Source organism: Bradyrhizobium sp. SPXBL-02, assembly GCF_051853065.1.
Classification (GTDB): domain Bacteria; phylum Pseudomonadota; class Alphaproteobacteria; order Rhizobiales; family Xanthobacteraceae; genus Bradyrhizobium.
In genome coordinates, this window is sequence record NZ_CP182474.1 from 2,431,137 (window position 1) to 2,447,993 (window position 16,857).

Genomic DNA, 16,857 nt, shown 5'->3' on the forward strand with positions numbered 1-16,857 from the left:
CCCCAGCGCGGTGCAGACAGGCGACCTCCGGCGCGGCAACCACATTGTCGATTGACAGATCGAGGCCCAAACACGACTCCCATCTTGCTGCCGCCGCCCATGACGCGGAGAGGCGGTGCAGGATTCGGGCCAGCACTGTAGAAGGGGCACGCTCGCTTCCTTTGGCGCAATGTGGCTTTCGAAGACAGTTGGAGGCGAGTTTCAGACATGAAGCGCGCTTGTATCAGGCCACAGAAAATTGCCTGCTTCGCACGGTGATCGCTCGCCAGGCGGCTACATTATCTGAGACGCCATGCTGTGGACGGATTTGTCCATGCAGAGGCCGGCGACTGACCGCGCCCGGACCAGCCGGGCAAGGCTTGCCCGATGGGCTGATAACGTCACGTCGCGTGAGGTTGGCGTGATCACGCAGCCGGAGCGCACGCCGTCATCGTCGTTTGAGATGACATTCAGGGCAGTGCAAGCGCCGGGCTCGACCGCAGTGTGGCAGATACGTGGCGAATGTCGTGAGCGATCGACCGAATAGCGGCGGATCACAAGTACGGCCGACTCGACTTGGCGGGCGTGTTGCTCGAGTGCGGTCGCGGAGGTTTTGATCCGTCGTAGCCACGCGGCCGATGTCCGGTTTCCGTTGAATTCGCTCGCCGGTCTTTGCGGGACGCGAGGATCGCCACGTTCTCGGGCGCAATCGGCGCGAGCTCGCGGACTGCGCGCCAGCCTCCAATGGCTTCTCGGTGCAGTTGGAGACATCGGGCCCATGCCATTCAGGTGCACCCCTGCACGTGGGTGACCATCAGCCCGAAAGTTGGCATGCCCGGCGGGCTCGTTGTTTTGGATGAAGCGCTGCGGCGTGGCAACGAGATCGAACATAGCGTGGGCAAGCCTGCCGATATCGAGAAGTTCCTGGCCCTCAACATCCCTCGTGAGTTCATGCTGATGATATGGCTGCAGCCCTTAAGCCAAAGCCGGAAGGCGACGAAGCTTGCATTCAGGAGGCGACTGCGCGCGACTGGCGTGTCAGCATTCAGACGCACAAGTGTCTCGGCGTGCGGTAAGCAACCCGAGCGCGTTAAAGCGTTCTGCGGATTTCACCTTAGAGACGATCATGAATTGCGTCCTCTAAGACTGAATTCAATGAAGGGAAAACGGCATTCATCGCAGGCTCCTTTGCCGTTGTTCGCCATTGCTAAGCGCGCCTGATTTCAACTCTTCACATTCTAAGCAAATCCTCTCAATGACCGATTTCACATCCGAAATCACGCTGATTTCTATTTTCTGGCGAACAGGAATTCCGCCACCTGCCTCGCTTGGGCGCTGTCGGGCTTTGCCCGGGTTGAGACCGTCGGCTTTGCCTATGGCCAACGCCATGCGATCGAGCTGACTTGCTGCAAACGGACTGAAGAAGCTGCGCGTAGACTGGGCGAGCAAGCTCGGCGACAACCATACGCTTGAGATCCCCACACTGGCTGCGATATCAAAGACCGCACTGACCCGCGAGGTGGCGATCGAGATAGGCGCGGACGGGATGCCCAACACGTTCGTGCCAGGCCGCAATCTGATCTTTTTGACCTTTGCCGCGGCGCTCGCCTATCCGCGCCGGATTTCTCATATCGTTGGCGGCATGCGCGAGAAAGATCATTCCTGCGCCCCCGATTGCCGGGACGTGACCATCCGCTCGCTGAACGGTGCGCTCAACCATGGCATGTTGAGGGACTTCATCTACACACGCCGCTGATGTGGATGGACAAGGCAGCGATTTGGCGGCTTGTCTCCGAGCTCGGCCAGAGCAGGCCTTGGTCGGGCACTTGCTGCGTCGGATGTCGGTATTGAGACTAAATGCCAGAAACCTGACAATGCGCGCCGCTACGAAGTGCCAGCTGAGCCTGCAATTCAGTTCGGCATGCGACTTGCTCCGTTCACGGCATCATCATCAATCGCAGTGCGATGGTCTTCGGGATGGTCACAGCGCGCGGCGCTGTTCCCGCCCGGTCCGTTCCGACGGTTTATTGTGGCAATGACTGGCCTTCGGTTGCCCGCAGCCCCTGCCGGTCACCTTCCGCTCTTCTATCGCTTAAAGGGTGAAGTGCCTACATGTCCGAGCAACCCTTGCCTACACTGCCGATGTGGCGCGTCGACCACATCGAGCCCTCGCCCGAGATGTTGGCCCGGCGCGCCAACGGTCCGATCCAACGCGTGCGCTTCCCGTCCGGGCACGAAGGCTGGTGGGTGACAGGCTATGACGAGGCCAAGGCGGTGCTGTCCGACGCGGCGTTCCGGCCCGCGGGAATGCCGCCGGCGGGATTCACCCCGGATTCGGTGATTCTCGGTTCGCCAGGGTGGCTGGTCTCGCACGAGGGGGGCAAGCATGCACAGCTACGCGCGATCGTGGCGCCGGCCTTCAGCGACCGCAGGGTGAAGCTGCTCGCGCGGCAGGTCGAGGCGATCGCCGCGCAGTTGTTCGAGGCGCTGGCAGCCCAGCCCCAGCCTGCCGACCTGCGGCGCCACCTCTCCTTTCCGCTTCCGGCCATGGTCATCATGACGCTGATGGGCGTGCCCTACGAGGATCACGCCTTTTTCGCCGGGCTGTCCGACGAGGTGATGACACACCAGCATGAAAGCGGCCCACGCAGCGCGTCGCGCCTGGCTTGGGAAGAACTGCGCGCCTACATTCGCGGCAAGATGCGGGACAAGCGCCAGGATCGGGGCGACAACCTGCTAACGGATCTGCTCGCGGCGGTTGACCAGGGCAAGGCGACTGAGGAAGAGGCGATCGGCCTGGCGGCCGGCATGCTGGTGGCGGGCCACGAGAGCACCGTCGCGCAAATCGAATTCGGCCTGCTGGCCATGTTCCGCCATCCGCAACAGCGCGAACGCCTGGTCCGCGATCCATCCCTGGTCGACAAGGCGGTGGAGGAAATCCTGCGTATGTACCCGCCGGGCGCGGGCTGGGACGGCATCATGCGCTATCCGAGGACCGACGTGACCATCGCGGGTGTGCATGTTCCCCCGGAAAGCAAGGTGCTGGTCGGCCTGCCGGCGACTTCGTTCGATACGCGCCATTTCGTCGACCCGGAAATCTTCGACATCGGACGCCAGGAAAAGCCGCACCTGGCGTTCTCCTACGGGCCGCACTCCTGCATCGGTGGCGCGCTGGCCAGACTGGAACTCAAGGCGGTGTTCAGTTCGATCTTCCAGCGCTTTCCCGAGCTGCGCTTGGGCGTAGCGCCCGAAGAACTGAAGTTGCGTAAGGAGATCATCACTGGTGGGTTCGAGGAGTTCCCGGTGCTCTGGTGATGTGCGGAGGCCGCTGGGGGATCGTGATCGTCTCCGCAACTGCCGGCGTGCCTGCCGCGCACCGGTCAGATCAGCCAGCCAACAGGAAACCAGGATGGACGTGCAAGAAACAGCATGCCGGGACGCCTTCGCCGAATTGTCGTCGCCGGCATGGATTCACGACCCATATCCGTTCCTGCGGTGGTTGCGCGAGCACGATCCGGTGCATCGCGCGGCGTCGGGCCTCTTTTTGTTGAGCCGCCACGCGGACATCTCCTGGGCGTTCAAGGCCACGGGCGATGCGTTTCGGGGACCGGCGACGGGCGAACCGGCGCGCTATTTCCCCCGTGCGGCGAGAAGCCTGTCGCTCAATCTGCTGGCGTCCACGCTGGCGATGAAGGATCCACCGACGCATACGCGTCTGCGACGGCTGATCTCGCGCGATTTCACCATGCGCCAGATCGACAACCTGCGGCCGAGCATCGCGCGCATCGTCGCAGCGCGCCTGGACAGCATGGCGCCCGCGCTGGAGCGCGGGGAGGCGGTGGACCTGCATCGGGAATTCGCCCTGGCCTTGCCCATGCTAGTCTTCGCCGAACTGTTCGGCATGCCCCAGGACGACATGTTCAGGCTCGCCCCCGGCATCGGCGCCATTCTGGAAGGCCTGAGCCCGCACGCCAGCGATTCCCAGCTCGCCGCGGCGGACGCGGCCAGCGCCAGAGTGCAGGCCTACTTCGGCGACCTCATACAGTGCAAGCGCACCAATCCCCGCCACGACATCGTGTCGATGCTGGTCGGCGCCCATGACGATGATGCCGACAGGCTGTCGGATGCGGAGTTGATCAGCATGCTTTGGGGCATGCTGCTGGGCGGCTTCACCACCACTGCTGCGAGCATCGACCATGCCGTCCTGGCGATGCTGGCGTATCCGCAACAGCGGCACTGGCTGCAGGCAGACGCCGCGGGGGTGAAGGCATTCGTCGAAGAAGTCCTGCGCTGCGACGCGCCCGTCATGTTCAGCTCCATCCCGCGTATCGCCCAGCGCGACATCGAACTGGGCGGCGTGGTGATCCCGAAGAACGCGGACGTGCGCGTGCTGATCGCGTCCGGCAATCGCGACCCGGACGCCTTCGCCGATCCCGATCGCTTCGATCCCGCGCGGTTCTACGGCACCAGCCCAGGCATGTCGACCGAAGGGAAGATCATGCTGAGCTTCGGCCACGGCATTCACTTCTGTCTCGGGGCGCAACTGGCCCGGGTGCAGTTGGCCGAGAGCCTGCCGCAGATCCAGGCCCGCTTCCCCACGCTGGCATTGGCCGAGCAGCCGACCCGGAAGCCCTCGGCGTTCCTTCGGACGTTCCGCGCGCTGCCGGTGCGGCTGCAGGCGCAGGGGAGCTGAGATGCGCGTCATGGTCGACCAGGATCTGTGCGGAACCAGCGGGCAGTGCGTGCTGACGCTGCCGGGCACCTTTCGCCAGCGCGAACCGGACGGCGTCGCCGAAGTGTGCGTGGCGACGGTCCCGCAGGCGCTGCACGCCGCCGTGCGGCTCGCGGCCAGCCAGTGCCCGGTCGCCGCCATTCGGGTCATCGAAAGCGACGCTGGCGATGGCGAGCGCGGCAGCGCCGACCCTGCGCCTTCTCCAGCGGAGGCCGAGCGGCATGCCGCGAAAGACCAGCACAATCTAGGATGACACGATGGGACGGTTTGAAGGCAAAGTGGCCGTGGTGACCGGCGCCGGGGCCGGCATCGGCAAGGCATGCGCCCTCGCCATCGCGCGCGAGCGCGGCAGAGTGGTGGTGGCCGACATTGATGGCTCGGCGGCCATCGCCTGCACCGCGCAGATCGCGGCCGAAGCGGGCCACGCGCTCGCCTTGGCGATCGACATCGCCGATGCGCAGGCGGTGGCAGCGTTGTTCGAGACAGCGGAGCGGCACTTCGGTGGGGTCGACCTGCTGGTGAACAACGCGAGCGCGATGCATCTGACACCGCGCGACCGCGCGATCCTCGAGCTGGACCTAGCAGTCTGGGATCAGACCATGGCGACCAATCTGCGTGGCACGCTGCTCTGCTGCCGGCAGGCCATCCCACGGATGATCGCCCGCGGCGGTGGCGCGATCGTCAACATGTCGTCGTGCCAGGGGCTCAGCGGTGACACCGCGCTGACATCCTACGCCGCATCGAAGGCGGCGATGAACATGCTGTCGGCCTCACTCGCCACCCAGTACGGTCATGCGCAGATCCGCTGCAATGCGGTTGCGCCGGGTCTCATCATGACCGAGCGACTCCTCGCCAAGCTGGACGCGTGCATGCAACGGCATCTGCGCCGCCACCAGCTCCTGCCGCGCGTCGGCCGCCCCGAGGACGTGGCCGGGCTGGTGGCGTTCCTGCTCTCCGACGATGCTGCGTTCATCACCGGCCAGGTCGTGTGCATCGACGGCGGCATGCTGGCGCATGTGCCGACGTACGCCGACGGTGGCAACAGCCGCGCCGCGCGGCCTGCCGGCGACACCGCCGAAGCGGACGCGGCGCCGCGCTGCTGATGGACATGCTGCTCAACCCGCTGAACCGTCGGCATCGGCTGCGGCACGACATCCCGGTCGTGCCCGGCGCTTTCCCGCTGGTCGGGCATCTTCCCGCCATCGCCAGAGACCTGCCTCGCCTGCTGCGGCGCGCGGAACGGACGCTCGGTAGCCAGTTCTGGCTGGATTTTGGCCCTGCCGGCCACTTGATGACCTGCATGGATCCGGATGCTCTCGCACTGCTGCGGCACAAGGACGTGTCCTCGGCGCTGATCAAAGACATCGCGCCCGAATTGTTTGGCGGAACGTTGGTCGCCCAGGACGGCATCGCGCACCGGCAGGCGCGCGATGCGATCCAGGCGGCGCTTCTGCCCAAGGGGCTGACCCAGGCCGGCATCGGCGAGCTGTTCGCGCCCGTCATCCGGGCGCGCGTGCAGAGGTGGCGCGACCGGGGCGACGTCACCATCCTGCGCGAAACCGGCGATCTGATGCTCAAGCTCATCTTCAGTCTCATGGGAATCCCCGCGCAGGACCTGCCGGGATGGCATCGCAAGTACCGGCAATTGCTGCAGTTGATCGTCGCGCCCCCGGTCGACCTGCCCGGACTGCCCTTGCGGCGCGGCCGTGCCGCCCGCGACTGGATCGATGTGCGGTTGCGCCAGTTTGTCCGCGCCTCGCGCGAACATGCCTCGCGCACCGGGTTGATCAACGACATGGTGAGTGCCTTCGATCGCAGCGATGATGCGATTTCAGATGACGTCCTCGTCGCCAATATCCGCTTGCTGCTGCTTGGTGGTCACGACACCACCGCCTCGACGATGGCCTGGATGGTGATCGAGCTGGCGCGGCAGCCTGGGTTGTGGGACGCCCTGGTTGAGGAGGCGCAACGCGTAGGCGCGGTGCCGACCCGGCACGCGGACCTGGCGCAGTGTCCGGTGGCCGAGGCGCTGTTCCGCGAGACGCTGCGCGTGCATCCGGCGACGCCAATCCTAGTGCGTCGCGCACTTCGTGAATTGCGACTCGGCCAACGGCGCATTCCCGCGGGCACCGATCTGTGCATCCCGCTGCTGCATTTCTCGACCTCGGCGCTGCTGCACGAGGCGCCTGATCAGTTTCGGCTGGCGCGGTGGCTGCAACGCACCGAGCCGATCCGGCCGGTGGACATGCTGCAGTTCGGTACCGGCCCACATGTCTGCATGGGCTACCACCTGGCATGGCTTGAACTGGTGCAGTTCTGTATCGCCTTGGCGCTGACCATGCACGAGGCCGGGGTGCGGCCGCGGTTGCTGAGCGGCGTCGAAAAAGGCCGGCGCTATTACCCGACCGCACATCCGTCCATGACTATCCGGATCGGATTCTCATGAGCTGGCATCGCATGCCCCGCGTCGTGAAGGCAGCGGCGCCCGCGACGCGCGGCATTGCTGCACTCGGCGCGCGCTCGGTGCGAGGCCGGCAACACCGCGGCCGCTCGCCGTGGCCGTCTCCAGGCAGGTACAAGGACATGAACAACATGCAGATCGGTTCCACGCCACACGACGACCGAGCTGGCGCTTCCGCGAACGGCGGATTGGGCGCGCAGGCGCGCGGCGCATCCGGCAGGCTGCTGCCCGAGATCTGGATGCAGGACGGCGCAAAGCGGGTCGAACAGGCGCTGACGCGTCTTCTCTGCGCCGAAGACGACGGTGAGACCAAGCTGATGGCGGCGATGCGCTACGCCACCTTGCATGGCGGCAAGCGCACCCGCGCCTTGCTCTGTTTGGCTGCCGGCGCACTGGCCGACACGCCGGCGCACATGCTCGATGACGTCGGTGCCGCCATCGAGATGATGCACGCCTGTACGTTGGTCCACGACGATCTGCCCGCGATGGACGACGACGTGCTTCGCCGCGGCCTTCCGACCGTGCACGTCAAGTTCGGCGAAGCTACCGCGATCCTGGTCGGCGATGCGCTGCAGGCGCACGCCTTCCTGACCCTGGCGAGCCTGGATGCGCCGGGCGACAACCGTATCGCGCTCGTGCGCGAACTGGCGCAGGCGGTGTCCGCCGAGGGTGCCGCGGGCGGGCAGGCCATGGATCTGTCGCTGGTTGGAAAGCACGTCGGGCTGGACAGGATCCTGGTGATGCACCGGATGAAGTGCGGAGCGCTAGTGCGCGCATCCGTTCGCATGGGCGCGCTATGCGCCATCGCGGAGGATGCCGCGCACGCTACGCTGTACCGTGCGCTCGATCGCTACAGCGCCTGTTTCGGCCTGGCGTTGCAGGTGATCGACGACATTCTCGACGCGACAGCGGATACCGCGACGCTGGGCAAGACCCCCGGCAAGGACGCGGCGGCGCGGAAGCCGACCTGCGCGTCGATCATGGGGCTGCAGGCAGCGCGGCAGTTCGTGCCGGATCTGTTGCGCGACGCGGGGGAGGCCGTCGCCCCGTTGGGGCCGCGTGGGGAACGGTTGGCGCAGATCCTGCAGCGGGCCAACGCGCATCTGTTCAAGCACGCGCCATGCGCATGAGCGCGCCCGTCCGCATGGCGTGGCCCTGTGCAGCTGCGATCGGCCGGCGGCAGCGGTGCATGCTGTACTGTGTCCGATTCCGCGGCGACGCCGATCGCAGCAGTTGCCCAGCACGGCCGCGACGGGCCTGCGGCGACGTGCGCGGCGTCTGCCCGATCCTGGTTCCCATCAACCGTCTGCAGAAGGAACATCCCGCGTGAACGCGCTGGCTGAACAGATCCTTTCCGAATTGCGCCAACTGCTGAGCGAGATGCGCGATGACGGCAGCGTCGGTCCATCCGTCTACGACACGGCGCGAGCTCTGCAGTTCCACGGCAACGTCACCGGTCGGCAGGACGCATACGCGTGGCTCATCGCGCAGCAACAGGCCGATGGCGGATGGGGAAGCGCGGACTTCCCGCTGTTCCGTCATGCGCCGACATGGGCGGCGTTGCTGGCATTGCAGCGTGTCGATTCTCTTCCTGGCGCTGCCGACGCTGTCCAGGCTGCAACGCGGTTCCTCCAGCGCCAGCCCGATCCCTATGCGCATGCGGTGCCGGACGACTCGCCGATCGGCGCGGAGCTGATCCTGCCGCGGTTTTGCGATGAGGCCGCATCCTTGCCGGGCGCCGTGGCGTTTCCGCGCCACCCGGCGCTGTTGCCGTTGCGGCAAGCGCGGGTCAAGCTGAGGACCGTGGCGACGTTGCCGGGCGGCCATCCGTTGCTGCACTCCTGGGAAGCCTGGGGGACGTCGCCGACCACCACATGGCCAGATGATCACGGCAGCATCGGCATCAGTCCGGCGGCCACCGCCGCGTGGCGTGCGCACGCCGTGACAGAGGCGAGCACGCCGCAGGTCGGGCGCGCCGACGCGTATCTGCAGGCGGCATCGAGAGCGACGCGCAGCGGCATCGAAGGTGTCGTTCCCAACGTCTGGCCGATCAATGTGTTCGAGCCATGCTGGTCGCTGTACACCTTGCATCTGGCCGGTCTGTTCGCGCATCCCGCGCTCGCCGGGGCGGTTCGCGTGATCGTCGCGCAGCTCGACGCCCGCCTGGGCGTGCGCGGTCTGGGCCCGGCCGTGCACTTCGCGGCAGATGCGGACGACACCGCCGTTGCGTTGTGCGTCCTGCGCCTTGCAGGCCGCGACCGGGCGGTCGATGCGTTGCGCCATTTCGAAATCGGCGAGCTGTTCGTCACCTTCCCCGGCGAGCGCAATGCCTCGGTGTCGACCAACATCCATGCCCTGCATGCGTTGCGACTGTTGGGAAAGCCTGCAGCCGGCACCAGCGCCTACGTCGAGGCCAATCGCAACCCGCACGGTCTCTGGGACAACGAAAAATGGCACGTTTCGTGGCTGTATCCCACCGCGCATGCGGTCGCAGCGCTGGCGCAAGGCAAGCCCCGGTGTCGCGACGAGCGCGCGCTGGCGGCGCTGCTGCAGGCGCAGCGCGACGACGGCGGCTGGGGCGCCGGTCGCGCGTCCACATTCGAGGAAACTGCCTATGCGCTGTTCGCGCTGCACGTGATGGACGGGAGCGAAGAGCCGACAGGGCGGCGGCGCATTGCGCAGGCGGTGGCGCGTGCGCTGGCGTGGATGCTCGCCCGCCATGCGGCGCATGCATTGCCGCAGACTCCGCTGTGGATCGGCAAGGAACTGTATTGCCCCACCCGGGTCGTGCGCGTCGCCGAACTCGCCGGGTTGTGGCTGGCGCTTGGTTGGGAGCGGCGCGTCCTGGCCGAGGGAACAGGAGCGGCGCCATGATTCAGACCGAACGCGCGCTGCAGCAGGTGCTGGAGTGGGGGCGTTCCCTGACCGCGTTCGCCGACGAGCACGCCGTGGAAGCGGTCAGGGGTGGCCAGTACATCCTGCAGCGCATCCACCCGAGCCTGCATGACATCAGCGCCCGCACCGGCCGCGATCCGCAGGACGAAACGCTGACCGTGGCGTTCTATCGCGAACTGGCGCTGCTGTTCTGGCTCGATGATTGCAACGACCTTGGCCTGATCGCGCCGGAGCAGCTCGCCGCGGTGGAACAGGCGCTGGGGCAGGGCGAGCCGTGCGCGCTCCCCGGATTCGAGGGCTGCGCTGTGCTGCGCGCTTCGCTGGCCGCGCTCGCCTACGATCGTCGCGACTACGTTCAGCTTCTCGAAGATACTCGGTGCTACTGCGCGGCGCTGCGCGCCGGACACGCGCAGGCGGCAGGGGCGGGACGCTGGTCCTACGCCGAGTACCTGCACAACGGCATCGATTCGATCGCCTACGCGAATGTGTTCTGTTGCCTGTCGTTGCTGTGGGGACTAGACATGGCGACCTTGCGGGCGCGTCCGGCGTTTCGCCAGGTCCTGCGGCTCATCTCCGCGATAGGGCGTCTGCAGAACGATCTGCATGGACGCGACAGGGACAGGTCGGCCGGCGAGACCGACAACGCGGCGATCCTGCTGCTGCAGCGCTATCCGGCTATGCCTGTGGTGGAGTTCCTCAACGACGAGCTGGCCGGCCATACGCGCATGCTGGATCGGGTGATAGTGAAAGAACGCTTTCCCGCGCCCTGGGGACCGTTGATCGAGGCCATGGCGGCCATCCGCGCGCAGTACTACCAGACCTCGACCAACCGCTACCGCAGCGACGCTGCAGGAGGAGACCAACGTGCGCCGGCCTGAACGCGCGGGAGGCGGCGGCGTGCGCGCTGCCGTCAGTCCGATCCGACGCAACACCGTTGCCCGGTGCGAGGGATGCCCTCGTTGTCCACGGTGTAATACGCAGTGGTAGAGAGTCCTTGGGAAGCGGATAGTTGGTCTATGGATTGCCGATGAAAGGAGCTGCCATCGCTCATCGCGAAATTGCAGCTTCGGCAGCAGCAGAACTCCGCTTACGTTCTTGTGGCGCCCTGTGGTTGGATGCCCGCAATACGCGTTGACGATAGATCTTCGGTATATTCGCCCGAAGTCGACGTCAGCAGCGCAACGCCTGCCGAATTCAGGCCGCTGACTCAGCTTCCCGCAGCTGGAGCCAAGCTCAAGATCTTTCATGGAACGTGGCAGACGCATTACTTGCGCCTGCTCGGCAATCCGTTAACGAGGGAGGCGATGCAATTTGCAGGAAAGCCCGCAAGCAAGTCGGTCACGGCGCAACCATTGAAGGTCGGCAAGGATGCTGTTTGTGGATTCAAGGAAGGGGCGCGCTGATCTCGCTATCAGATACCAAAATTGAGCGAACCCACTAAAGCTCCTTAGCCAAGCGGGCTACCGCGACGGATTATTGATTGCGGATTGCTCTAATGGAAGGCTGTACGGTCAGGCGATAAAGCACGAGGTGGGCCGCTCCGAGCTCCTCGATCGGTGTGCCGCAAGCAGGGCAGTGGTAGTTTCCTCGGATGCCACGTTCGTACGTAAGCTCAAGACGGCAAAAACCAGCGCCGCATTCCGAGCACGTCGCATCACTCTTTTTCATGCGTGGCTTCCTCGCGCTGGCAGTCGTCACATTTCTTTAACATGCGCTTAGTTATCCCGCATCTCCCTGGGACGGTCCTTCAAGCACAATTAGCATTGAGGATTTGCTGGTGCCTGCGCCGTCGGCAAATGGTAGTCGTACAAATCGGACATCCGACGAAAAATTTCGCGCGCAACGACGAGCGCTCCTTCGTAGAATGCGTGACGGTCAAATCATTCGTTCGAAGATTCTCCTCGTCACAGGGGCGCTGGCAAACGCTTTTCGTCGAATTATGCATTACCGCCGCGGATTTTCTGCGTTATGAGTCTTGAAGACAGTCGCGCCTCATGTTTCAGGCAACGGCATCGATCAGCAGGGGCCGAACGCGACCGTCTCGTCTTTTAAGAGCGAATTAAGCCAAGCTGGATTTGATGCCGCCCGGGCGCAGGAAGCTTAGGTGAGTGGGACGTGTGATGAGTGCTGCCAACGAGCAATTCGCGGAATCAGATACGAGGCTGTTCAATGACATGCCGGTCCTGCGGCGCAAGTGGCAGGCTGCGCTCAAGCCCGGCGAAACGCTTCCCCGCTACGAAAATGTGCTGCTGGGGAGCCTCGGGCGGCTTGCCGATCATCTTGTGCTGCTCAGGTGTGACAATGGCGCGTTTGCCGTTTCGCGCACTGGTCGCTATGCTCAGAACTGGTTGGGCGAGGCCCGTTGGGACATTCCGCTGGATGCGTTGCGTCCAGATTGCGCGACAGCCCTCACCGGGGCGGCCTCGAATGCGATTGCAAACAACCATCCCTATCTGGCAACCGCTCATTGCGTGCACGCCGGCATGGTGCGGACCACGTGCTGGCGCTGCCGACCTTATCGCGTTGGGGCGGTACGCTGGTCGGCGTCTATGTCAACGAGCGCGCTACAGAATACAATTTGATCGATGCAATCTTTTGCAAGACCGACGATGGCGTTATCTCGCTCTCAACCGTTCGCGATCCCGCAGGCAGACCATTTGATTTTCAGGTCGTGCACCACAATCAGGCAGCAGCAAGGCTCCTCGGTGTGGAAGAGGGCAGCCTGTTGTGGCAGCGCCTCGGCAATTCAGACCATCTGCTTTGTTCGAAAGAGGTGATGGAGCGGTTGGGCGCCGCGGTCGCCGATGATTTCGGTGACCAGTTCGAGATCGAATACGGTGATCAGAGCCTGCGCTTGCGCCTCAGTGCCTTCGGAGACATCGTGTCCGTGGTCATTTCCGACGTTACGTCGTTCAAGCGCCGGGATGCCTCGTTCAGGTTGCTGTTCGACAGTAATCCGATGCCGATGTGGGCGTTAGATGCCGTGACAATGGACTTCGTGAGGGTCAATGACGCGGCAGTGCAGCACTATGGCTATGCTCGCGAGACCTTCCTGCGAATGAAGGTTCAGGAGATCTGGCCAGACGACGAGCGGGTCAGCTATACGCGGGCGCTGCAAGAAGCGGGCGACATCTCTCAGTCCGAACATCCCTGGCGCCATGTCAGGGCTGATGGCACTGAAATTTCTGTGCTGACCTTTGGGCGGCGCCTCATGATCGAGGGACGCGAGGGCTATCTGGTTGTGGTGGTCGACATCACCGAACGGCGCAAGGCCGAGGCCCGCATCGCCCATATGGCACTTCACGACGGGTTGACCAACCTCGCAAACCGCGCGCTCCACCAGAGGTGGCTCGGAGAGGCGCTCGAAAGGGCTAATGCAGCTGGCGACCGCGTCGCGGCGCTGTGCATCGACCTCGACCTCTTCAAGAACGTCAACGATTCGTTCGGCCACCTCATCGGCGATCACCTGCTCGAGCAAGTGGCCGACCGACTGCGGTCCAAGGTAGCCGGCAACAATCTGGCGGCACGGCTCGGCGGCGACGAATTTTCGATCATTCTCACGGATGATACCTCGCCGACGCATGTGAGCCAATTCGCGGCTAACCTGATCCGGACGTTGAGTGCGCCTTATGAGATTGACGGCAACCAAGTCATTATCGGTGCCTCGGTCGGCATCGCGTTGTCAGCAGGCGACGGCACCAGCAGCGCCGAGCTGATGCGTAATGCCGATATGGCGCTCTATCGCGCCAAAGAGGATGGCCGCGGAACGCATCGCTTTTTCGAGCGGGAGATGGACCAGCAGGTGCAGCGGCGGCGCGAGATGGAGGTTGATTTGCGCCGCGCCTTTGCCAGCAGCGAGTTCGAGCTGCACTATCAGCCGTTGATTGACATCGCGAGCGACAAGATCTCAGGTTTTGAGGCCCTTTTGCGCTGGCCGCACCCAGGGAAGGGCATGATCTCGCCGGCCGAGTTTGTTCCCCTTGCGGAGGAAATCGGGCTGATCGTGCCCCTCGGAGAATGGGTGCTGCGCGATGCCTGTAACGAGGCGGCAAAGTGGCCTTCGGAGATCAAGGTCGCGGTCAACCTGTCGCCGGTGCAATTCCGTAGCCGCAATCTGGTTCAGGTGGTGATTTCAGCGCTGGCGAATTCCGGCTTAGCCCCGAAGCGGCTCGAGCTTGAAATCACCGAATCGGTGTTTCTGGCGGAGACGGAGGCAAATCTTGCGATCCTACACCAGCTCCGCGAGCTCGGCGTCTCCATATCGCTGGATGACTTTGGAACGGGCTATTCGAGCCTCAGCTACTTGCGCAGCTTTCCCTTCGACAAGATCAAGATTGATCGCTCCTTTGTGAAGGATTTGGCGAAACGCTCCGATTGCGGGGCCATCGTGCGGGCGATCTCGGGCCTCGGCCGGAGCCTCAACATCACGACGACAGCGGAAGGGGTGGAGACCACGGAGCAGTTCGATTGGCTTCGTGCCGAGGGTTGCAACGAGGTGCAAGGATTCTTGTTCAGTGGCGCCAGGCCAGCCGCCGAAGTGGGGCAGCTCTTGTTTCGCCTTGGCGCAAGGGCGTCCAGGGCGGCATGATCGCCGTGCCGCAGGAACAGCTTCGTCACGTTGAGGCTTCGCAAATCGAACCCGATCAGGCCATGAGTCGCCCGTAGCCGTCTCTGCCCCCCAGGAGTTCATCTCCGACACTTCTCGCGCGCCTTCACTGCAGGAAGGCGTGGTGCCAAGACGTCAATGAGGCGTCAGCGCTCTTGGCGGCAGCCGGCACCGGATGCACGATCCGATATCCGTTCTGATGCACGTAGCGCAGGGAACGCAGGCAGCATGGCCGCCGTTCGCGTCTGCGCATCATGCAGCAGAATGATGCCCTTACGAGCGGCCTCGAGCCGATTGATCAGAATTGTGAGCTCCTGCTCTGGAGTTATGTGCTCCCAATCGCTTGCCCAAAGGTCAGCTCCGAACACGACAATTCCGCGCGCCTGCAAGAGGCCAGCGAAGAGAGCGGTCAAACCCTCTAAACCAGAAGGCCAATTTCGGTCTGGGGCGCGTCGCTGATTCCTGATTCAGGCTCTGACCAGCATTGATATAGACCGCGGCGTTGTCGTGAACGGATTTCGCAGGTGTAGCGTTCCCGCCATGCGAGCCGCGGCCATGGCTAATGTAGATTGACGGCTCTGTGGGTCCACGGCACGCGCGAAGAAGTTTCTTGGCAGACTCGACATCGTTAGTAATCCGCTATTCATCGGTAGTTTATCGCATGCGTCCGCTGGCTCACGCCTTCTCTGCAATTCGCAGCAGATGAGAGGCACGGGTCTCAATGACGTCCCGGATCGTCTTCAGAATTGCGTGCGTGATTCCTGCCTCTTCCAGCTCTAGGAGGAGGCCGTCGGCCGCGCTTCTGATGCTGTCCGCCGTTTCCTTGATATCCTTGATGAGGAGACGTTGTGCGGCACGTGTTGCTGGAACGAGTGTCAGCCAGTGCTGCAATTGAATCGTATCCGGCACCGACCGCCCGCCAATCGCCATGGCGATCTTCTTTGCCAGCCGCGGGTAAGCGGCTGTGCAGACGACGTCATAAAGCGGGGCGAGGTCCGGCACCTCGCCTCGATAGAGCAGGGCATAGTTCTTCCCATGTGCGTCGGCATTGCCGACGAGATAGTGAAAGATCAGCATGCGGATGAACTGCAGCCGGTCGGCCGCCGGTCGTGCTGTGGCCCGATTGACCAGGTCTAGTGAACGCTCGGTCCCCGGTCCTCCTTCTTCCTCGTATTTGAGCTCCGGAGGAACGCTCAATGCCTGGCAGAAATCCTCCTGATGCAGGCGTGAGATGGTGCCATCGTCCTGTCTTGTACGGTCGTACCGTTCGACAAGAAGAAATGAAATGGCCCCCTGCCGTCGCATCTGGACGTCAGGCACAGGCAGCTTCAGGCGCGAAGCGAGGCGCAGACAGAACAGTTCATTCTCAACGCTGCCCTCCAGCGCTTGAATGAAAGGCTTTAGAATGTGCGTGGTTGGGCGGCCTCCCTTGGCAAGTCCAATTGTCTCTTCCTCAAGACAAATGGCGAGCTTGTCTTGCACTCCGGCGAGCGAGAGCCGCACGCCCTCCTCCCCACCGAGAAGGGGACGTTCGCGAAGTTTACCCAAAATTTCCTCGAGCCGGGCAGGGGTCAATGCCTCGACGCCGTCGTTATCGGACGAGGGAGGCTCCTGGCCGGCTGGATACAGCGACAAGGCGCCCGCGCACTCCCCGCCGATCACTTCAAGCAGGCCAAAGGCATTTCCCGCGGAGATCCCCAGCGCGCCGGCGAGCCGTTGTCGGGCGCCCTCATCGGGCAGAAGTCCTGAAAAGAAGGGACGGGCAATGCGATCCGGGTGGGGGGCCTCCTGTAGCGGCATGGAAAAGGAGATTGCTCGAGGTGCCTCGCCGGCAAGGTAGCCGGCGTCATAGCTGTAACTGAGCATGCCAGCTTCATCCTGGCTGAGGATGCCGGCCTTCACCCTGCCGAAATAGACATCCAGCAGATGGCTCATCGCGGAGTCTCCCGGCGGCTGCTAACCGAGACGGTGAGACCCAATGCGGCAGCGACCTGAAGGGCGCGACCGAGCTGGCAACTCTCTTTTCCAGCTTCCAATTCGCGGACGAAACGCACGCCGACTCCGGTCAAGCCGGCAAGCTGCTCCTGGGTCAGCCCTTGGCCCTTGCGCTCATCCCGGATCTGTGCTCCGAGGCTTTTGCTGGTTGTGATTTTTGCCATGGTCGTCCCTATCGGGATGATTTTG

11 protein-coding genes and 3 pseudogenes are annotated in these 16,857 nt (G+C 63.9%); 11 read left to right on the forward strand and 3 right to left on the reverse strand.

Annotated elements, in window-relative coordinates; translation table 11 throughout:
• The first annotated feature begins 786 nt into the window (after positions 1-786).
• From ACNJYD_RS10965 to ACNJYD_RS11015, 11 genes and pseudogenes are all read left to right on the forward strand, one after another.
• On the forward strand, positions 787-1,200 hold the full coding sequence (locus ACNJYD_RS10965) for a hypothetical protein (RefSeq protein ID WP_439366373.1): 414 nt from the start codon (positions 787-789) through the stop codon (positions 1,198-1,200).
• Positions 1,201-1,234: 34 nt separating this feature from the next.
• Positions 1,235-1,824: pseudogene (locus ACNJYD_RS10970) on the forward strand (7-cyano-7-deazaguanine synthase); the annotation flags it as partial.
• Positions 1,825-2,091: 267 nt separating this feature from the next.
• The gene (locus ACNJYD_RS10975; protein WP_439366375.1) at positions 2,092-3,294 is read left to right on the forward strand and encodes a cytochrome P450; all 1,203 of its coding nucleotides are present in this window, start codon (positions 2,092-2,094) and stop codon (positions 3,292-3,294) included.
• Positions 3,295-3,388: 94 nt separating this feature from the next.
• Positions 3,389-4,672: a cytochrome P450 gene (locus tag ACNJYD_RS10980; protein ID WP_439366377.1), complete on the forward strand. Its 1,284-nt coding sequence runs from the start codon at positions 3,389-3,391 to the stop codon at positions 4,670-4,672.
• Between the two features lies 1 nt (position 4,673).
• Entirely contained in the window at positions 4,674-4,964 is a 291-nt protein-coding gene (locus ACNJYD_RS10985) for a ferredoxin (RefSeq protein ID WP_439366378.1), read from the forward strand.
• Positions 4,965-4,968: 4 nt separating this feature from the next.
• Entirely contained in the window at positions 4,969-5,814 is an 846-nt protein-coding gene (locus ACNJYD_RS10990) for an SDR family oxidoreductase (RefSeq protein WP_439366379.1), read from the forward strand.
• On the forward strand, positions 5,814-7,157 hold the full coding sequence (locus ACNJYD_RS10995; protein ID WP_439366380.1) for a cytochrome P450: 1,344 nt from the start codon (positions 5,814-5,816) through the stop codon (positions 7,155-7,157). Before ACNJYD_RS10990 ends, ACNJYD_RS10995 begins: the two co-directional genes overlap by 1 nt.
• Positions 7,158-7,303: 146 nt before the next feature.
• Complete coding sequence (locus ACNJYD_RS11000) at positions 7,304-8,302, forward strand: polyprenyl synthetase family protein (protein ID WP_439367460.1); 999 nt, start codon at positions 7,304-7,306, stop codon at positions 8,300-8,302.
• Positions 8,303-8,498: 196 nt separating this feature from the next.
• On the forward strand, positions 8,499-10,046 hold the full coding sequence (locus ACNJYD_RS11005) for a hypothetical protein (protein WP_439366381.1): 1,548 nt from the start codon (positions 8,499-8,501) through the stop codon (positions 10,044-10,046).
• A complete protein-coding gene (locus tag ACNJYD_RS11010; RefSeq protein ID WP_439366382.1) occupies positions 10,043-10,945 on the forward strand; it encodes a terpene synthase family protein in 903 nt (300 codons plus the stop codon). The genes ACNJYD_RS11005 and ACNJYD_RS11010 overlap by 4 nt, the downstream gene beginning before the upstream one ends.
• Positions 10,946-12,187: 1,242 nt before the next feature.
• Positions 12,188-14,655, forward strand: a pseudogene (locus ACNJYD_RS11015) (putative bifunctional diguanylate cyclase/phosphodiesterase).
• A gap of 124 nt (positions 14,656-14,779) precedes the next feature.
• Here the strand turns inward: ACNJYD_RS11015 and ACNJYD_RS11020 are convergent.
• The 3 genes and pseudogenes from ACNJYD_RS11020 to ACNJYD_RS11030 all read right to left on the reverse strand — a co-directional run.
• Positions 14,780-15,065: pseudogene (locus ACNJYD_RS11020) on the reverse strand (polysaccharide deacetylase family protein); the annotation flags it as partial.
• A gap of 283 nt (positions 15,066-15,348) precedes the next feature.
• Complete coding sequence (locus ACNJYD_RS11025) at positions 15,349-16,608, reverse strand: HipA domain-containing protein (protein ID WP_439366383.1); 1,260 nt, start codon at positions 16,606-16,608, stop codon at positions 15,349-15,351.
• Positions 16,605-16,832 (reverse strand): helix-turn-helix domain-containing protein, encoded by a 228-nt coding sequence (locus tag ACNJYD_RS11030; RefSeq protein WP_439366384.1) that lies wholly within the window; start codon positions 16,830-16,832, stop codon positions 16,605-16,607. The genes ACNJYD_RS11025 and ACNJYD_RS11030 overlap by 4 nt, the downstream gene beginning before the upstream one ends.
• Between the last annotated feature and the right edge of the window lie 25 nt (positions 16,833-16,857).

Coding starts and splice junctions, on each gene's coding strand:
- ACNJYD_RS11000 (WP_439367460.1), top strand. CDS start 7,304: ATGCAGATCGGTTCCACGCCACACGACGACCGAGCTGGCGCTTCCGCG.
- ACNJYD_RS11025 (WP_439366383.1), bottom strand. CDS start 16,608: ATGAGCCATCTGCTGGATGTCTATTTCGGCAGGGTGAAGGCCGGCATC.
- ACNJYD_RS10985 (WP_439366378.1), top strand. CDS start 4,674: ATGCGCGTCATGGTCGACCAGGATCTGTGCGGAACCAGCGGGCAGTGC.
- ACNJYD_RS10995 (WP_439366380.1), top strand. CDS start 5,814: ATGGACATGCTGCTCAACCCGCTGAACCGTCGGCATCGGCTGCGGCAC.
- ACNJYD_RS11030 (WP_439366384.1), bottom strand. CDS start 16,832: ATGGCAAAAATCACAACCAGCAAAAGCCTCGGAGCACAGATCCGGGAT.
- ACNJYD_RS10980 (WP_439366377.1), top strand. CDS start 3,389: ATGGACGTGCAAGAAACAGCATGCCGGGACGCCTTCGCCGAATTGTCG.
- ACNJYD_RS10975 (WP_439366375.1), top strand. CDS start 2,092: ATGTCCGAGCAACCCTTGCCTACACTGCCGATGTGGCGCGTCGACCAC.
- ACNJYD_RS11010 (WP_439366382.1), top strand. CDS start 10,043: ATGATTCAGACCGAACGCGCGCTGCAGCAGGTGCTGGAGTGGGGGCGT.
- ACNJYD_RS10990 (WP_439366379.1), top strand. CDS start 4,969: ATGGGACGGTTTGAAGGCAAAGTGGCCGTGGTGACCGGCGCCGGGGCC.